The organism is Methylobacterium sp. WL103, from assembly GCF_008039885.1.
In the GTDB taxonomy this organism is placed as follows: Bacteria; Pseudomonadota; Alphaproteobacteria; order Rhizobiales; family Beijerinckiaceae; genus Methylobacterium; species Methylobacterium cerastii.
This window is the reverse complement of the sequence record NZ_VRUX01001048.1, coordinates 1-872: the sequence shown is the minus strand read 5'-3', so window position 1 is coordinate 872 and position 872 is coordinate 1. Positions and strand designations below refer to the sequence as shown.

Below are 872 nucleotides of genomic sequence, written 5' to 3'. Positions count from 1 at the left end.
GCGTTGGGCGCCGTGCGCGGCAGCCTGCCGGCCGCGCCCCCCGGCGTGACCCAGTCGAGCCTGTCGGTGACGATCCCGCTCAACTATCGCGTGCGTTGAACAGAGGAAAACGCCGCCGGCGCAAGGTGCCGGCGGGTCTGACGGGCGGCTTCGACGACGCCCGAGGCTACGACGGCACGGGAAAAGTCGCCGTGACTTGCCGTCCGTGCCGCCGCGGCATTCGCCATCGGGGCGCCCGACATGCTACACCACCTTGAGTTCCGCACGCCGCGACGGGTTCGCGGCGGACCGGCGGAGACGATGCGAACCGGCCGCCCACCTGTCCTCGGGTCGCGCCGAACCCGCCCATTCCGACGACCGGGAGCGCTCCCTTCGCACGTGGAGCGCCCTTGGCGCGACGGCACCGGCAGGGACGAAAGGAATACGATGAGCGACGAGATCGATACCGGCGCGGACACCGAGGACGAAGTCCGCACTCCGGAAGAGGAAGCCAAGCACAAGGCCGAGGAGCGGGCCGAACGCGCGGAGCGGGCCGAGCGCATGCAGCGCGAGGGCGCCCAGGCCATGGCCGAGCACATCGCCTCGATCAAGGCCGTCGACGAGCGCACCGTGCGCCTGCGGGCGTTGCGCCTCGCCAAGGAGGCCTCCGACGCGCAGGCGAAGGCCGCCGAGGTCAAGCCGCTGACGAAGGCCGCCGCCGCCAAAGCCGCCAAAGCCGCTGAGAAGGCGGCCGAGAAGGCCGGCGCCGAGAAGGCCGCCCCGAAGAAGAGCGCGGCCAAAGCCGCCAAGAAGGCCTGAGGCGCGACCATGGCCTTCGACCGGACACGCCGCATCACCGATCCGCGCCAGGCGGCCGAGGCCGCCTTCAAGGC

1 protein-coding gene is annotated in these 872 nt (G+C 72.0%); it reads left to right on the top strand.

Translation table 11 applies throughout. The features are described 5' to 3' along the window. Positions 1-426: 426 nt before the first annotated feature. Positions 427-798: a hypothetical protein gene (locus tag FV222_RS27675; protein WP_147754411.1), complete on the top strand. Its 372-nt coding sequence runs from the start codon at positions 427-429 to the stop codon at positions 796-798. The last annotated feature ends 74 nt before the right edge of the window (positions 799-872 follow it).

Coding starts and splice junctions, on each gene's coding strand:
- FV222_RS27675 (WP_147754411.1), top strand. CDS start 427: ATGAGCGACGAGATCGATACCGGCGCGGACACCGAGGACGAAGTCCGC.